16 protein-coding genes are annotated in these 14,299 nt (G+C 68.3%); 5 read left to right on the plus strand and 11 right to left on the minus strand.

Annotated elements, in window-relative coordinates; all coding sequences use genetic code 11:
* The first annotated feature begins 49 nt into the window (after positions 1–49).
* Positions 50–280: a YheU family protein gene (locus tag CHC02_RS19310; protein ID WP_089393060.1), complete on the plus strand. Its 231-nt coding sequence runs from the start codon at positions 50–52 to the stop codon at positions 278–280.
* A 307-nt stretch (positions 281–587) separates the two neighbouring features.
* Here CHC02_RS19310 and CHC02_RS19315 read toward each other — a convergent pair whose 3' ends face one another.
* The 10 genes from CHC02_RS19315 to CHC02_RS19360 form a co-directional block, all read right to left on the minus strand.
* The gene (locus CHC02_RS19315; RefSeq protein WP_089393061.1) at positions 588–917 is read right to left on the minus strand and encodes a YnfA family protein; all 330 of its coding nucleotides are present in this window, start codon (positions 915–917) and stop codon (positions 588–590) included.
* Positions 918–934: 17 nt separating this feature from the next.
* The gene (locus CHC02_RS19320; RefSeq protein WP_089393062.1) at positions 935–1,360 is read right to left on the minus strand and encodes a hypothetical protein; all 426 of its coding nucleotides are present in this window, start codon (positions 1,358–1,360) and stop codon (positions 935–937) included.
* Positions 1,361–1,594: 234 nt separating this feature from the next.
* Positions 1,595–2,407 (minus strand): SDR family oxidoreductase, encoded by an 813-nt coding sequence (locus tag CHC02_RS19325; protein ID WP_089393063.1) that lies wholly within the window; start codon positions 2,405–2,407, stop codon positions 1,595–1,597.
* 128 nt (positions 2,408–2,535) lie between these two features.
* On the minus strand, positions 2,536–2,841 hold the full coding sequence (locus CHC02_RS19330) for a hypothetical protein (RefSeq protein WP_089393064.1): 306 nt from the start codon (positions 2,839–2,841) through the stop codon (positions 2,536–2,538).
* Between the two features lie 114 nt (positions 2,842–2,955).
* The gene (locus CHC02_RS19335; protein WP_009620484.1) at positions 2,956–3,108 is read right to left on the minus strand and encodes a DUF3309 family protein; all 153 of its coding nucleotides are present in this window, start codon (positions 3,106–3,108) and stop codon (positions 2,956–2,958) included.
* 146 nt (positions 3,109–3,254) lie between these two features.
* The gene (locus tag CHC02_RS19340; RefSeq protein WP_089393065.1) at positions 3,255–3,881 is read right to left on the minus strand and encodes a 3'-5' exonuclease; all 627 of its coding nucleotides are present in this window, start codon (positions 3,879–3,881) and stop codon (positions 3,255–3,257) included.
* A complete protein-coding gene (locus CHC02_RS19345) occupies positions 3,878–5,668 on the minus strand; it encodes a DUF294 nucleotidyltransferase-like domain-containing protein (protein WP_089393066.1) in 1,791 nt (596 codons plus the stop codon). The genes CHC02_RS19340 and CHC02_RS19345 overlap by 4 nt, the downstream gene beginning before the upstream one ends.
* 78 nt (positions 5,669–5,746) lie before the next feature.
* The gene (locus CHC02_RS19350) at positions 5,747–7,402 is read right to left on the minus strand and encodes a cation acetate symporter (RefSeq protein WP_089393067.1); all 1,656 of its coding nucleotides are present in this window, start codon (positions 7,400–7,402) and stop codon (positions 5,747–5,749) included.
* A complete protein-coding gene (locus CHC02_RS19355) occupies positions 7,399–7,710 on the minus strand; it encodes a DUF485 domain-containing protein (RefSeq protein ID WP_089393139.1) in 312 nt (103 codons plus the stop codon). Before CHC02_RS19355 ends, CHC02_RS19350 begins: the two co-directional genes overlap by 4 nt.
* Before the next feature lie 468 nt (positions 7,711–8,178).
* Positions 8,179–9,036, minus strand: a complete 858-nt coding sequence (locus CHC02_RS19360) for a glycine betaine ABC transporter substrate-binding protein (RefSeq protein WP_089393068.1) — start codon at positions 9,034–9,036, stop codon at positions 8,179–8,181.
* A gap of 247 nt (positions 9,037–9,283) precedes the next feature.
* Here CHC02_RS19360 and CHC02_RS19365 point away from each other — a divergent pair, with 247 nt between their 5' ends.
* Entirely contained in the window at positions 9,284–10,897 is a 1,614-nt protein-coding gene (locus tag CHC02_RS19365; protein WP_425262411.1) for a glycoside hydrolase family 17 protein, read from the plus strand.
* A gap of 1 nt (position 10,898) precedes the next feature.
* Here CHC02_RS19365 and CHC02_RS19370 read toward each other — a convergent pair whose 3' ends face one another.
* Positions 10,899–11,270: a hypothetical protein gene (locus tag CHC02_RS19370; RefSeq protein WP_089393070.1), complete on the minus strand. Its 372-nt coding sequence runs from the start codon at positions 11,268–11,270 to the stop codon at positions 10,899–10,901.
* Between the two features lie 205 nt (positions 11,271–11,475).
* On the opposite strand from CHC02_RS19370, the gene CHC02_RS19375 reads away from it, so the two are divergent.
* The 3 genes from CHC02_RS19375 to CHC02_RS19385 all read left to right on the plus strand — a co-directional run bounded on the left by CHC02_RS19375 (position 11,476) and on the right by CHC02_RS19385 (position 14,249).
* Positions 11,476–11,961, plus strand: coding sequence for a GNAT family N-acetyltransferase (locus CHC02_RS19375; protein WP_089393071.1), 486 nt, complete (start codon positions 11,476–11,478; stop codon positions 11,959–11,961).
* 110 nt (positions 11,962–12,071) lie between these two features.
* Entirely contained in the window at positions 12,072–13,418 is a 1,347-nt protein-coding gene (locus CHC02_RS19380) for an alpha/beta fold hydrolase family protein (protein ID WP_089393072.1), read from the plus strand.
* Complete coding sequence (locus tag CHC02_RS19385) at positions 13,419–14,249, plus strand: MlaA family lipoprotein (protein ID WP_089393073.1); 831 nt, start codon at positions 13,419–13,421, stop codon at positions 14,247–14,249.
* Positions 14,250–14,299 lie beyond the last annotated feature (50 nt).

The raw sequence follows: 14,299 nt of genomic DNA on the forward strand, positions 1-14,299 counted from the left end.
CAAGCCCACGCGCGACTAGAATCGCCGCCTGTTCCGCCGAGTGCCTGCCATGCTGATCCCCCACGACCTGCTCGAAGCCGAGACCCTCAACAACCTGCTGGAAGACTTCGTCACCCGCGAAGGCACCGACAACGGCGACGACACGCCCCTGGCCACCCGCGTCGAACGCGCCCGCCACGCGCTCAGGCGCGGCGAGGCGGTGATCGTGTTCGATCCGGAGAGCCAGCAGTGCCAGCTGATGCTCAAGGTGGAAGTGCCCAAGGAGTGGCTGGAGGATTGAGGGGGGCTGCTTTTCGTAGGAGCGAGCTTGCTCGCGAACCTGGCTCCTGGTGCTCAGCTGACCCTTGCAACCCTCTCCCCCCGCCCTCTCCCTGAAGGGAGAGGGAGCTATCCGTGCATACCGAAACGACAGTGCTTGCCGGCAACTCCAGCATTGCCGGCGGGCATAGAAACCACCCCAGACACCGAACGGCCCCCTCTCCCTTCAGGGAGAGGGCTGGGGAGAGGGTGCTCTAAAGCCCAGCACCTGAAATCCCCAGCAAACACCATTCGCGAGCAAGCTCGCTCCTACGAAAAGCCAGCCTCCATCAAGGCGCCAGCTTCGGCCCCAGCAGCACCACGCTCGCCCCCACGATGCACAGCGCCACACCCAGCCAATCGCTCCACAGCGGCCGGCTCTTCTCCACATACGCCAGCCAGAACAGCGACGCGGCCACGTAGATGCCGCCGTAGGCCGCGTAGGAGCGCCCGGCATAGGCCGCCTCGACGCGGGTCAGCAGCAGGGCGAAGCACAGCAGGCTGAACAAGCCGGGGATTATCCACAGGGGCGTGCGGTCCAGGCGCAGCCAAAGGTAGAAGGCGTAGCAGCCGGCGATCTCGCAGAAGGCGGCGAGGAGGAACCAGAGGTAGTTGAGCATCTCGCTTTCCTTGGGGCTCAGCCGCGCAGGCCGCCCTCGCGTTCCCAGGCGCAGCGTACCCGCAGGTCGCCTTCCCGGGGGCTGTGGAAGCCGCGTTCGGATTCCCAGCGGAAGGTGTGGCAGCCGTTGAGTTCGGTTTCCAGGTGGACCACCGCGCTGGCCCAGTACAGGCGCTTGAGCAGCGCCTCGAACTGTTCCACCCACAGGTTCCATTCGTATTCGATGGCCGGGTAGCTGGCGCCGAAGTGGATCACCTGCGACTGGTACAGGCCGGCGCCTTCCTGCTCGCAGCGGCTGAACATCTCGCGGCCGAGGAACGGCCAGGCCTCGCCCACCGGCAGGCTGTCCAGCACCTTGCGGTTGGCCGCGCGGCGCAGGCGCCGCTCCATGGAGTCGCCGGGCCAGTCGCGGATGCAACCATAGACGATGGATTCGGACTGCAAGACGCTGAGACTCCCCTGTGGACGACGCTGCCTTCTAGCACAGGCGCCGGCGCCGGGAAAGCAGCAGGCGGCAATGTTGCGTGGCCGGCCCGGAAAAGCGAAAGCCCCGCGATGGAGGCGGGGCTTTCACTGGGGTCCAACATACATCGGCAGGCAGGCCGGTGAAGCAAAACTACGCTTTTGCACCGCCCTGGGCAAGCGCTGTTTTCGCTTGCACCGAAGCGGTGCGGAAACTCAGGCCAGGCTGCGCTGCTTGGCCTTCATCTTCTGCGCCATGCGCGTCATCTCGTCGTAGATCGCCTGCGGGTTCTGCTGCTTGACCTGCCAGGCGAGGCGGCCCTGCTCGTGGGGCAGGATCATGAAGCTGCCGCGCCCGACTTCCTGGTGGATGTAGTCGGCGATGTCGGCGGCGCTGATCGGCGAGCCTTCCAGCAGCTTGCCCACCTGGCTCTTCATTTCCGGGCTGGGGCCGCGGAAGGAATCCAGCAGGTTGGTCTGGAAGAACGACGGGCAGACCACGTGGACCTTCACGTCCACCAGGCTCAGCTCGGCCAGCAGGCTCTCCGAGAGCGCCACCACGCCGGCCTTGGCCACGTTGTAGTTGCTCATCGCCGGACCCTGCATCAGCGCCGCCATCGAGGCGATGTTGACGATCCGCCCGTGGCTGCGCTCCAGCAGCGGCAGGAAGGCCTTGCAGCCCTTGACCACGCCCATCAGGTTGATGGAGATCTGCCAGTCCCAGTCCTCCAGCGACAGCTCCTCGAAGAAGCCGCCGGAGGCCACGCCGGCGTTGTTGACGATGATGTCGATGCCGCCGAGCTTCTCGTCGCAGGCCTGGGCCAGGGCGGTGAGCTGGCTGTAGTCGCGCACGTCGCAGCGCTGGGTGAAGCCGTCGCCGCCGGCCTCGCGCACCAGGCGCAGGGTTTCGGCCAGGCCTTCGTCGTTGATGTCGGCCAGGGCCAGGCGCCAGCCTTCGCGGGCCCAGCGCAGGGCGATTTCGCGGCCCAGGCCGGAACCGGCGCCGGTGATCATCATGCGGTTTTGCATAGGGGGTTGCCTTGTCTTGTCCGGGGAATTGTCCGGCAGTGTAGCCAAGGGCCCACCCGTACTGCGCTTTAATCAGGCTGCTGAATGGCGCCGGCAAACCGGCGCCACAGCCAGGGCGGACGCGGCCTTCAGAACAATGGAAGAAGCAGGCAGGAAAGCTTCCCGAGGACCAGGGCGACGCCCGCGAAGATCAGCAGGAAGGTCGCGCAATTGACCTTCTCGCGGCGCAGGCCGGCGAACGAGTGCACGCGGTAGCGCAGCAGGAAGGCCCCCAGCGCCAGCAACAGGGCGGGGGCGAAGTAGACGAACTGCCAGTAGCGTTGCGGATCGCTCTCCCGCGCCAGCCAGTCCGCCGCCGGCAGCGCCACCAGGCCGCTGAACAACTGGCCGAGCAGCCACAGGCTGCCCAGGGCGACCAGTACGACTCCGAGCATTCCCTTTCCCCCGTCCCCCAAAAGGCCATCATGGTAGGACGTGGAGGAATGCCCGGCTGTGTCCTGGATCACTTTGCGCCCCACCGGCCTGCGGTGAACCGCGAAGGGTTCACGCTACACGTAGCCCAGCAACAGCATGACCAGCAACACCACCAGGACCACGCCGAGAATCCCCGAGGGCCCGTAGCCCCAGCTGCGTGAATAGGGATACACCGGCAGGCCGCCGATGAGCAGAAGGATGAGGATGACCAGCAGAATGGTTCCCATGGTGCGCCTCCCGTAGGCAGTCGGGCGGCGGGCCTGCGCTGCTGGCCCGCGTCCGCGGAACGGGCAGCGCACGGGGCTGCCCACCTGCTATTGGGACTGGCGCCGCTGCGCCGGGATTCAGTTTTTCTGCGCCGCGGGCCCGGCGCTCAGTGCTGCAGGTCGGGCAGCGAGCCCTTGCGCAGGCGCAGGAACATCAGCGCCACGCTGCGCGCATCGCCCAGCGCCGTATGGCGGCCTTCCACGGGGATGCCCAGGGTGCGCGCCAGGGTGTCGAAGCGCAGGTCCAGGTGCAGGTCCGGGTAGCGCCGCGCCATCTTGCGCTGGTACAGCGCGGAAACCTCGATGCGCGGGTTGACCAGGGCCTCGCCCAGGCGCTCGCGCAGGTGGCGGCGCAGCACGGCGACGTCGAACGACAGGTAGTAGCCCAGCAGCGGGCGGTCGCCGATGAAGGCCTGCGTCCGGCGCAGCGCCTCGTCCAGCGGCAACTGGCCTTCGAGGTCGGCGCGGCGCAGCTTGTGGATGCGGATCGATTCGCCGTCGAGGCTGGCCGGCGGCTCCACCAGCAGTTCCAGGCGCTCGCCGAGCACCAGCTTGCCGCGGCGGATGAGCACCGCGCCTATGCTCAGGATGTCCGCCTTGCGCGGGTCGAGGCTGGTGGTCTCCAGGTCCAGGGAGACGATTTCCTCGGCCTCCTCCGGGGCATGCAGGTACCAGTACAGCCGGCGGCGCCAGCCGGACCAGTGCTGGTCGGGAATCTTCACCAGGGCGTTCATCGGCTCTCCAGGTGGAACTGCCTTTCCAGGCTCTGCTTGAATTTCTTCACCGCGTGCAGGCCGAAGCGCAGCATGTCGCGCTCGTGGCGGCTCAGGCGGGCCACGTCCAGGCCCTGCTGGCGGCCGTCGCGCTCGCCGGCCAGTTGCTGGGTCAGGCGCAGTTGCAGGAACAGTTCGAAGGCCTCGGCGAGATTCTCCGCCAGGCCCTCGTCGAGCACCCCGCGCGCCTGCAGCGCCTCCAGCCGGGCCAGGCTGCCGCGGACCTCCAGGCCCTCGCGCAGGGCCAGCACGCGGCAGCCATGGACGATGGGGAAGATGCCGCCGCGCTTGATGTCCAGGTGTTCCTCGCGGGTCTTCAACTGGCCGAGGAAGGTCAGCGGCGTGTCGAACTGCAGGGCCGCCACGGCGATGTCCGCCAGCCAGCGCTCGCCGTCCGCGGCGAAGCCCAGCAGGCCCTGGCGCAGGCTCTCGAACAGTTGGCGGTTGCCGGCCACCGGCCAGGCGTCGGCGAGGATCGACAGGCGCAGCAATTGCTCCGGGCGCCCCTCCAGGGCCGCGGTGTTCAGCTCGCGCTGCCAGGCCGCCAGCGGCTTGCACCAGTCCGCATGGCTGGCCATGACGCCGCCGGGGCACGGCGGGTAGCCGCAGGCCAGCAGGGCATCGCTGAAGCGCTGCATCAGCGCCAGGGCCTGCTCCCGGGGGAAGTCGTCGGCGAGGATCAGGGCGTTGTCCTGGTCGGTCTTGAGCAACTGCTCGCCGCGGCCTTCGCTGCCCATCACCACCAGGCAGCAGCGGCTGCGCAACGGCGGCGGTATCAATAGTTCGAAGAGACGTTCGAGCAACTGCTCGTTGAGCGCACCGACCAGCTGCATGATGAAGCGCAGGCGGATGCCGTTGCCGGCCAGGGTGGCGATCAGGGTGTGCAGGGTCTCGGCGGCGGCGCGCAGCTCCTCCTCGGTCTCGGCGCGGGCGATGCGCAGCGCCAGCACGTGGGAGTGGGTGGAGAACAGGCTGAGCACCTGGGTCAGGTGCAGCAGGCCGACCACCTCGCCGTCCTCGCGCACCGCGACGCGCTCGATGCGCAGGCGCGTCATGAGGATCATGGCGTCGAACAGGAAGTCGCCCAGCTCGACGCTGGCCAGCGGGCCGTGGGCGAGCGGGCCTATGGCCTCGTCCTCGGCGCGGCCGTCGCGGAAGTGCGCGCGCATCAGGTCGGTGCGGGTGACGATGCCCAGCTCGCCGGCGCTGCGCACCAGCAGGGCGTCGGCGCCGTGGCTGAGCTGCAGGCGCGCGGCGTCGCCCAGGGGCAGCCCGGCGTCCACCTCGAGGGCCGGCAGCAGGTGCTCGCGGGCGATGCGGGTGAGGATGAATTCGGCCAGGTTCTGCCCGTCGCGCCGCGCCAGCTGGCGCTTGGCCGCGAGGTCGGCCTGGAAGAAGCGGGCGAAGCCGGGGTTGTCGCCGCACAGCTGGTGGAAGGTGCTGGCCGGCAGTTCGTAGAGGATGCTCTCCTCCACCGCGCGGTAGGCGTGCTTGCTGCTGCCGGAGAACAGCCCGCGGATGTCGAAGAGGTCGTCGCCGGCGTACTGGGCGAACAGCTTGCCGTCCTCGCCGCGTTCCTCCACCACGCCCTTGAGCACGATGAACAGGCAGGGCACCGCGGCGCCGGCTTCGAGCACGGTCTCGCCACTGGTGTAGTAGGCGACGCTCAGGGCCTCGGCGAAGGCCTGGCGCTCGCTCGCGCGCAGCTGGTCGAACGGCGGCGCGGAGAAGTTGAAGCTCTCGGGCATCGCGAGCCCCTTGTGGCAGTGCGTAAAAGGCGAAGCCGGAGGCGGGCCTCCGGCTTCGTCAGGGTCAGCCGCGAGGCATCAGTGGGCTACCGCGCCACTGGCGCCCAGGCCGGTCTGCGAGCGGATGAACTGCGGGAAGAAGCGTGCGCGCTCCTCGTCCGCCGCCGCCGACTTGTCGGTGATGGAGAAGAACCAGATGCCGACGAAGGCCACGGCCATGGAGAACAGCGCCGGGTATTCGAACGGGTAGATGGGCTTCTCGTGGCCGAGGATCTGCACCCAGATGGTCGGGCCGAGGATCATCAGCACCACCGCGGTGATCAGTCCCATCCAGCCGCCGATCATGGCGCCGCGGGTGGTCAGCTTCTTCCAGTACATCGAGAGCAGCAGCACCGGGAAATTGCAGCTGGCGGCGATGGAGAAGGCCAGGCCGACCATGAAGGCGATGTTCTGCTTCTCGAACAGCACGCCGAGGACGATCGCGACCACGCCCAGGGCGACGGTGGTGATCTTCGACACGCGCAACTCGTCCTTCTCGTTGGCCTTGCCGCCCTTGATCACGCTGGCGTACAGGTCGTGGGACACCGCCGAGGCACCGGCCAGGGTCAGGCCGGCGACCACCGCGAGGATGGTGGCGAAGGCCACCGCGGAGATGAAGCCCAGGAACAGGCTGCCGCCCACGGCGTCGGCCAGGTGCACGGCGGCCATGTTGTTGCCGCCGATCAGGGCGCCGGCGGCGTCCTTGAAGGCCGGGTTGGTGCTCACCAGCACGATGGCGCCGAAGCCGATGATGAAGGTCAGGATGTAGAAGTAGCCGATGAAGCCGGTGGCGAAGAACACCGACTTGCGGGCTTCCTTGGCGTCACTGACGGTGAAGAAGCGCATCAGGATGTGCGGCAGGCCGGCGGTGCCGAACATCAGCGCGAAGCCCAGGGAGAAGGCCGAGATCGGGTCCTTCACCAGGCCGCCGGGGCTCATGATGGCCTCGCCCTTGGGGTGCACCTTGATGGCTTCGGAGAACAGCGCGCTGATGTCGAAGTTGACGTGCTTGAGCACCATGATCGCCATGAAGGAGGCGCCGCACAGCAGCAGCACGGCCTTGATGATCTGTACCCAGGTGGTGGCGAGCATGCCGCCGAACAGCACGTAGAGCACCATCAGGATGCCGACCAGGACCACCGCGACGTGATAGTTCAGGCCGAACAGCAGCTCGATCAGCTTGCCGGCGCCGACCATCTGCGCGATCAGGTAGAAGGCCACCACCACCAGCGAGCCGCAGGCGGACAGGGTGCGGATGTCCTTCTGCTTCAGGCGGTAGGACGCCACGTCGGCGAAGGTGTACTTGCCGAGGTTGCGCAGGCGCTCGGCGATCAGGAAGAGGATGATCGGCCAGCCCACGAGGAAGCCGATGGAGTAGATCAGGCCGTCGTAGCCCGAGGCGAACACCAGCGCGGAAATCCCCAGGAAGGACGCGGCGGACATGTAGTCGCCGGCGATCGCCAGGCCGTTCTGGAAGCCGGTGATGCTGCCGCCGGCGGTGTAGAAGTCGGCAGCCGACTTGCTGCGCTTGGACGCCCAGTAGGTGATGCACAGGGTCAGGCCGACGAAGGCGACGAACATGACGATCGCCGAGACGTTGATCGGCTGGCGCTGCACGTCGCCGGTCAGGGCGTCGGCCCAGAGGGCGGGGGCGAAGGCGGCCAGGCCGAGGGCCGCGAACAGGCGGGCGATCATTGCTGGATCTCCTTCAGGACTTCCTGGTTCAGGCGGTCGAACTCGCCATTGGCGCGGCGCACGTAGATGCCGGTGAGGACGAAGGCGGACACGATCAGCCCGACGCCGATGGGAATGCCCCAGGTCACCGAGGAATCGGGGCTCACCTTGGCGCCCAGCACTTGCGGTTCGAATGCGATCAGCAGGATGAAGGCCACGTACAGGCCCAGCATGATCAGTGAGAGCAGCCAGGCGAATCGCTCGCGTTTGGCCACCAGTTCCTTGAAGCGCGGATTGGTATCAATCCGCTGGTAGATGCTGTCGTTCATTTTGTTCTTGTCCTCACAGCGGGGGATGACGCGGATGTCGTCGATCCCCACTTTAGGACTCTGGTGCAAGGCCTCCAGACGACTTTAGTCGTAGCGGGCTGGAAGGTGCGGGATAGAGCCTTCGGCCACGGCGCGAAGGCAATGTCGGACAGGTAGGGCGCATAACGCCTACGGCGTTATCCGCCATTGCCCTCGACTCCGGCGCTGGAGCCTGCGGCGGATAACCGCGAACGGTTATTCGCCCTACGGTCGGGTGCAGGCGTAGGAGCAACTGTCTTGCCGGCTGCGCCGATGTGCTCTTCGTAGGAGCGAGCAGTGCCCCCCGGCAGGGTAGGACTCCGTCCGCGATTGGACTCACCGGCCGCGCCGAACGCCCAGACAGAAAAGCCGCTTCCCCCTTGGAGGAAAGCGGCTTTCGTCATACCCCGGATCGAACCGGGCAACAGCCCCGGAACGACCCGCGCCAGCTTACTGCGTCCACTCCTTGACCCGTTCCGGGTTGCTGGCCACCCACTGCTTGGCAGCCTCCTCGGGCTTGGCGCCGTCCTGGATGGCGAGCATCACCTGGCCGATCTCGGCGCCGTCCTTCCACTGCAGTTTCTTCAGCAGCGCCCAGACTTCCGGGGCCTTCTTCTCCAGTGCCGGGTTGGCCACGCTGTCGACGTGCTCCTCCTCGCCGTAGACCTTCTTCGGGTCCTCGAGGAACTTCAGCTTCCACTTGGCGAACATCCAGTGCGGGATCCAGCCGGTCACCGCCACCGCCTTCTTGTCGTTCTCGGCGCGGGTCAGCTCGGCGATCATGCCGCTGCCGGAGCTGGCCACCAGCTTGTAGTCCAGGCCGTAGTCCTTGATCGCCTGGTCGGTCTTGAGCATCACCCCGGCGCCGGCGTCGATGCCGACGATGCGGCCGCCGAAGTCGTCCTTCATCGCCTTGAGGTCTTCGATGCTGTTGGCCTTGACGTACTCCGGCACGATCAGGCCGATCTTCGCCCCCGGGTAGTTCACGCCCAGGTCGACCACCTGGTCCTTCATCTTCGCGTAGTAGGCGCCGTGGGTCACCGGCAGCCAGGCCGAGAGCATGGCGTCGAGCTTGCCGCGGGCCACGCCCTGCCACATGATCCCGGCCGCCACCGGCATCAGCTTGACCGGGTAGCCGAGCTTCTCGCGGATCACCTCGGCGGCCACATGGGTGGTGGCCACGCTGTCCGACCAGCCATCGACGTAGCCGATGGTGATCTCCGGCTTGGCCGCCGCACCGGCCAGGCCCGCTGCCGCCGACAGCACGAGCCCCGCACCCAGGCCCAACAGTCGTCGCATCATTCGCATAAAGAGTCTCCCCTTGTTCTAGGTTCACCGGAACGAGCGCTCCGGGACGGTCTTGGCCGCCCCTCCATCATCTGCGCGAGGGGCCGGCGGGCTGCTCCGAGAACGACGCGCAACCTGCCGGTACGCGACAACGACTGCCTGATTGCGACAACCACGGAGCATTTGCGACATGCTCGCGTCCACCCTTGATGCCAGAGAGCCATCCCACGCTCGTCTGCGCAGACGCCGGAGCCGGGGCATTGCTAAGATGCGCGACCTGCTCGAAAGCACCGCGCCCATGCCCAGATTCCAGCGCCATCCTTTTTCAGCCTACTGTCTCGGCCTGCTCCTGGCCACCCTGGCCCTCTGCGCCACCTGGTACCTGCAGGGCCGCGCCATCGTCCTGCCCGACGCGGCCGGCCCCGCGCACAAGCTGCAGTGCGCCTCCTACAGCCCCTTCGGCAAGGACCAGTCGCCCTTCGACCAGCCCTTCACCCTGCGCCCGGCGCAGATGGACGCCGACCTGGCGCTGCTGGCGACGCGTTTCGGCTGCGTGCGCACCTATTCCATGAGCGGCCTGGAAGGCATTCCCGAACTGGCGCGCAAGCACGGCCTGAAGCTGATCCTCGGCGCCTGGATCAACGCCATCCCCGCCGACAGCGAGCGCGAGGTGCAGAAGCTGGTGGCGGCGGCCAACGCCTACCCCGACGTGGTCCAGGCGGTGATCGTCGGCAACGAGACGCTGCTGCGCCAGGAGGTCACCAGCAGGTACCTCGAGGGCCTGCTGGCGCGGGTGAAGAGCCAGGTGCGCCAGCCGGTGTCCTATGCCGAGGTCTGGGAGTACTGGCTGAAGCACCCGCAGCTGGCCGCCGGCGTCGACTTCATCACCCTGCACCTGCTGCCCTACTGGGACAACCAGCCCAGCGGCATCGACGGCGCCCTGGAGCACGTCGCGGACATCCGCCGGCGCTTCGACCACGCCTTCCCCGGCAAGGCCATCCTGATCGGCGAGACCGGCTGGCCCAGCGAGGGCCGCCAGCGCCAGACCGCCCTGCCCAGCCGCGTCAACGAGGCCCGTTACATCCGCGGCTTCGTGCGCCTGGCCGAGGAGCACGGCTGGCGCTACAACCTGATCGAGGCCTTCGACCAGCCGTGGAAGCGCCGCATCGAGGGCGCGGTGGGCGGCTACTGGGGCCTGTTCGACGCCGACCGGCAGGACAAGAACGTGCTCGCCGGGCCGGTTTCCAACCAGCCGGACTGGCCGCGCTGGCTGGGCCTGTCGCTGGCCCTGTGGGGCGCCGCGCTGTTGCTCGGCGGCCGCCCGGCCCGCGCCCGCGACGCCCTGCTGCAGCCCCTGGCCGCCGCCCTCGGCGCCGCCTGCGTCGGCCTGTGGGGCGCCCAGGCCCAGGTGATCTGCACCTTCCTCGACGAGTGGCTGTGGGCGGCCTACCTGGCGCTGCTCAACCTGCTGGTGCTGGCGCACCTCTCCCTGGCGCTGGGCGCCGGCGCCGGCTGGCGTGCACGCCTGCAGGCCTGGCTGGAGGCGCGCGGCGGCTGGTGGTTGCTGGCCAGCGGCTTCGCCGGCGCGGTGTGGATGCTGGCCCTGGTGTTCGACGCGCGCTACCGCAACTTCCCCAACGCGGCGCTGCTGTTCCCGGCGCTGGTCTACCTCTGCCGCCCCGTGGCGGCGGCGCGCCGCGAGGCCGGCCTGCTGGCGCTGCTGGTAGTCGCCGGCATCGTCCCGCAGCTGCTGCTGGAAGGGCTGGACAACCGCCAGGCGCTGACCTGGGCGGGGGTCGCGCTGCTGCTCGGCGCGGCCCTGTGGCGCGGCCTGCGCCAGGAAAACACCCTGGCCGCCGCGGCCCCGGCACCGGCCGCCTGATTCAGGCCCGCGCCGGGCGCGGCTGGCGCACCAGGCGCAGCCCGGCGAGCACCACGGCGAACACCGCCATGCTCACGCTGTAGAACACCAGCGCCAGCAGGCCGACGAACAGCGCCAGCGCCGCCAGCCACCAACCGATGCGCCCGGGAACCAGGAAGGCCGGCACCGACGCCGCCAGCGCCGCCTGGCCGAACACCCCGAAATGAATCAGCAGGCCCAGCCCGGAGCGCGCCTGGCAGGCCCGCAGCGACGCGTCCTCGGCGCACACGTCCACCCAGCCGGCGTTCTCCAGCAGGCCGAAGCGCACGCCATAGCAGGCGGCCAGCCAGAGGGCGGCGAGGCAGAGCAGGATCAGCGACGAACGATGGGGCATGGCGCCACTTCCGCAGGCGAAGGGCGCCCAGCATAACCAGCGCGGGGGCCGATGCAAGGGGCGCGGGGCATGCCGCCGCGAGGGCGGCGGCGGCGGTTCCTGCGAGCGGGCGCGGGCCGAGCGGTTGCGCAGCGACGGCCGCCGAGGTTGCCAGCCCCCCGGCCGGCACGGCATGCTCGGCGGTCCGCTTCACCAGGAGATGAGCATGCCCCGCATCCAGCTGCGCCCCGCCCGCCCCGACGACGTCCCGCTGATCCTCGAGCTGATCGCCGAGCTGGCCGACTACGAGCGCCTGTCCCACGAGAACAAGGCCGACGCCGGGCGCATGCACGAACACCTGTTCGGCCCGCGCCCCTACGCCGAGGTGCTGATCGGCGAGGTGGACGGCGTCGGCGCCGGCTTCGCGCTGTTCTTCCACAACTACTCCACCTGGCTCAGCCAGCCCGGCATCTACCTCGAAGACCTCTACGTGCGCCCCAGCGCCCGCGGCCTGGGCCTGGGCAAGGCGCTGCTGAGCGAGCTGGCGCGCCTGGCGGTGGAGCGCAAGTGCGGGCGCCTGGAGTGGTCGGTGCTGGACTGGAACGAACCGGCCATCGGCTTCTACCGCAGCCTGGGCGCCGAGCCCATGGACGAATGGACCGTCTACCGCCTGGCCGGTGACGCCCTCGCCCGCCTCGGCCGGCGCGACTGAACGACCGCCGGAGTGGATTTCTGACTCGTCCTACAGCACTTGAAGCACTTGCGCTTGTCAGAGTGCTCGGTTTCACTGCATTTCGCGTCCCCCTGAAAGGAATCCACCCCATGCCTCTGCTTACGCGCGTGGCTGCCCTGCTCGGCAGCCTCGTCATGGGCTTCGCAGGCCCGGCGCTCGCCAGGGATGTCGACCCGGCCAGCTACGGCTACCCCCTGGGCAACCCCTTCGAAGCGACCATCGCCACCACCCCGGTGGAGCTGCGCCCGCAGCTGCCGGACCCCGCCGACATCGACCAGCAGGACTACGCCCTCAAGCTGCGCCCGGAGCGCGAGTTCGAGCTGCCGGACAACTTCTGGCCGGTGAAGAAGCTGCACTACCGGCTGGCCCGCCAGGACCACCCGGCGCCGCTGGTGTTCATCATCGCCGGCACCGGCGCCAGCTACCTCAGCAACACGCCCGAGTACCTCAAGCGCCTGTTCTACGGCGCCGGCTACCACGTGGTGCAGATTTCCTCGCCGACCAGCTGGGACTTCATGGCCGGCGCCTCGATGCGCGCCACCCCCGGCTACAGCCCCGACGACGCCGACGACCTGTACCGGGTGATGCAGGCGGTGCGCGCCCAGCACCCGAGCCTGCCGGTGACCGACTACTACCTCACCGGCTACAGCCTCGGCGCCCTGCACGCGGCCTTCGTCAGCCACCTCGACGAAACCCGCCGCAGCTTCAACTTCAAGCGCGTGCTGCTGCTCAACCCGCCAGTGAACCTCTACACCTCGGTGAGCAACCTGGACCGCCTGGTGCAGACCCAGGTCAAGGGCATCACCGACTCCCGGACCTACTACCAGCTGGTGCTCGGCAAGCTGACGCGCTATTTCCAGCAGAAGGGCTACATCGACCTCAACGATGCCTTCCTCTACGACTTCCAGCACTCCAGGCAACACCTGACCAACGAAGAGATGGCCATGCTGATCGGCACGGTGTTCCGCTTCTCCTCGGCCGACATCGCCTTCACCTCGGACCTGATCAACCAGCGCGGGCTGGTCACCCCGCCGCACTACCCGATCAACGAGGGCACCAGCCTGGAGCCCTTCTTCAAGCGCGCCCTGCAATGCGACTTCGACTGCTACATGGTCGAGCAGCTGATCCCCATGTGGCGCAAGCGCCATGGCGGCGGCAGCCTGCCGCAGCTGATCCAGCAGACCAGCCTGTACGCCCTGCAGCAGTACCTGCACGACAGCCCGAAGATCGCCGTGATGCACAACGCCGACGACGTCATCCTCGGCCCCGGCGACATCGGCTTCCTGCGCCGCACCTTCGGCGACCGGCTGACGCTGTACCCGCTGGGCGGCCACTGCGGCAACCTCAACTACCGGGTCAACGCCCAGGACATGCTGAACTTCTTCCGCGGCCAGGACGCCACGCTGCAGGCCGCCGCCGACACAGGAAAGCGCTAGATGACCCGCCGATCCCCCTGGCTGCTCGCCCTGCTGCTGGGCTGCGGCCTGGCCCACGCCGACAACGCCTCCGACCTCGGCCCGGCGCCCGCCGTGCCGCCCTCGGCCGCCAAGCAGGTGCAGCTGGCGCCCGACGACGACGGCTTCAAGCACCCGCTGGACGCCCTCAAGTTCAACCCCGGCCTGGACCAGCGCGAGTTCGAGCGCGCCACCCTCAGCGCACTCAACGTCTACGACCCCTGGGAGTCGTGGAACCGCCGCGTCTACCACTTCAACTACCGCTTCGACGAGTGGGTGTTCCTGCCCGTGGTGCACGGCTACGAATACGTCACCCCGCGCTTCGTGCGCAGCGGCGTGAGCAACTTCTTCAGCAACATCGCCGAGGTGCCGAGCCTGCTCAACAGCCTGCTGCAGCTCAAGGGCAAGCGGGCGATGAACACCACCGCGCGGCTGCTGTTCAACACCACCTTCGGCGTGCTCGGCCTGTGGGACCCGGCCACCCGCATGGGCCTGCCCAGGCAGACCGAGGACTTCGGCCAGACCCTCGGCTTCTACGGCGTGCCCGCCGGCCCCTACCTGATGCTGCCGATCCTCGGCCCGTCCAACCTGCGCGACACCGGCGGGCTGGTCACCGACTTCGTCGCCGGCCAGCAGGTGGACTACCTGGGCGTGGCCAGCGCCAGCGGCGACTACTGGGAAATCCCCACCCTGCAGGTCATCGACCGGCGCTACAGCAACAGCTTCCGCTACGGGCAGATGAACACCCCCTTCGAGTACGAGAAGCTGCGCTACTTCTATACCGAGTCGCGCAAGCTGCAGATCGGCGAATGAGCACGCGGGTTGAATATCGAACAATTCGATATTCAACCCGCAAAACTCGC

The organism is Pseudomonas delhiensis (assembly GCF_900187975.1).
Classification (GTDB): domain Bacteria; phylum Pseudomonadota; class Gammaproteobacteria; order Pseudomonadales; family Pseudomonadaceae; genus Pseudomonas; species Pseudomonas delhiensis.

What these genes read in the sequence shown, in the direction of transcription:
- CHC02_RS19310 (WP_089393060.1), top strand. Translation starts at nt 50, where the DNA reads ATGCTGATCCCCCACGACCTGCTCGAAGCCGAGACCCTCAACAACCTG.
- CHC02_RS19315 (WP_089393061.1), bottom strand. Translation starts at nt 917, where the DNA reads ATGCTCAACTACCTCTGGTTCCTCCTCGCCGCCTTCTGCGAGATCGCC.
- CHC02_RS19325 (WP_089393063.1), bottom strand. Translation starts at nt 2,407, where the DNA reads ATGCAAAACCGCATGATGATCACCGGCGCCGGTTCCGGCCTGGGCCGC.
- CHC02_RS19330 (WP_089393064.1), bottom strand. Translation starts at nt 2,841, where the DNA reads ATGCTCGGAGTCGTACTGGTCGCCCTGGGCAGCCTGTGGCTGCTCGGC.
- CHC02_RS19335 (WP_009620484.1), bottom strand. Translation starts at nt 3,108, where the DNA reads ATGGGAACCATTCTGCTGGTCATCCTCATCCTTCTGCTCATCGGCGGC.
- CHC02_RS19340 (WP_089393065.1), bottom strand. Translation starts at nt 3,881, where the DNA reads ATGAACGCCCTGGTGAAGATTCCCGACCAGCACTGGTCCGGCTGGCGC.
- CHC02_RS19345 (WP_089393066.1), bottom strand. Translation starts at nt 5,668, where the DNA reads ATGCCCGAGAGCTTCAACTTCTCCGCGCCGCCGTTCGACCAGCTGCGC.
- CHC02_RS19350 (WP_089393067.1), bottom strand. Translation starts at nt 7,402, where the DNA reads ATGATCGCCCGCCTGTTCGCGGCCCTCGGCCTGGCCGCCTTCGCCCCC.
- CHC02_RS19355 (WP_089393139.1), bottom strand. Translation starts at nt 7,710, where the DNA reads ATGAACGACAGCATCTACCAGCGGATTGATACCAATCCGCGCTTCAAG.
- CHC02_RS19360 (WP_089393068.1), bottom strand. Translation starts at nt 9,036, where the DNA reads ATGCGAATGATGCGACGACTGTTGGGCCTGGGTGCGGGGCTCGTGCTG.
- CHC02_RS19365 (WP_425262411.1), top strand. Translation starts at nt 9,284, where the DNA reads ATGCGCGACCTGCTCGAAAGCACCGCGCCCATGCCCAGATTCCAGCGC.
- CHC02_RS19370 (WP_089393070.1), bottom strand. Translation starts at nt 11,270, where the DNA reads ATGCCCCATCGTTCGTCGCTGATCCTGCTCTGCCTCGCCGCCCTCTGG.
- CHC02_RS19375 (WP_089393071.1), top strand. Translation starts at nt 11,476, where the DNA reads ATGCCCCGCATCCAGCTGCGCCCCGCCCGCCCCGACGACGTCCCGCTG.
- CHC02_RS19380 (WP_089393072.1), top strand. Translation starts at nt 12,072, where the DNA reads ATGCCTCTGCTTACGCGCGTGGCTGCCCTGCTCGGCAGCCTCGTCATG.
- CHC02_RS19385 (WP_089393073.1), top strand. Translation starts at nt 13,419, where the DNA reads ATGACCCGCCGATCCCCCTGGCTGCTCGCCCTGCTGCTGGGCTGCGGC.